The sequence below is a fragment of the Neobacillus cucumis genome, assembly GCF_023715505.1.
The window spans coordinates 1-439 of the sequence record NZ_JAMBOH010000116.1 but is presented as its reverse complement, the minus strand read 5'-3'; the positions used below and the strand labels follow the sequence as shown (position 1 = coordinate 439).

Below are 439 nucleotides of genomic sequence, written 5' to 3'. Positions count from 1 at the left end.
ATCGAATGGGAAGCTGCTTATCAGTTGATTGCCAGTCATCTCAATCGATTGGATGACCCGAATGAAGCTGTCTTTTATACCTCTGGTCGAGCCAGTAATGAAGCGTCGTTTTTGTATCAGTTATTTACCAAATGCTATGGCACGAACAATATGCCAGATTTCTCCAATATGTGCCATGAAGCAAGCAGTGTGGGGTTAAAAGATAGTATCGGCTTAGGTAAAGCAACCATCATAATGGATGACTTTGAGCATTGTGACAGCGTGTGGAGTTTTGGGCATAATCCAGGTACCAATCACCCACGTATGCTAGAAACATTGGCAAATGTCGCTGAGCGCGGTGGCAAAATCATTGTGATTAATCCGCTTAAAGAGCGGGGACTTACCCGTTTTCAAGATCCAAAACGCCCAAGCCAAATGCTGACAAATGGTAGCACGCCAC

The 439-nt window shown here is 44.6% G+C and carries 1 protein-coding gene; it reads left to right on the top strand.

Annotated features, from left to right (window positions below):
• A partial coding sequence (locus M3226_RS31660) for a molybdopterin-dependent oxidoreductase (protein ID WP_251573439.1) occupies positions 1 to 439 on the top strand: 439 nt, incomplete at both ends.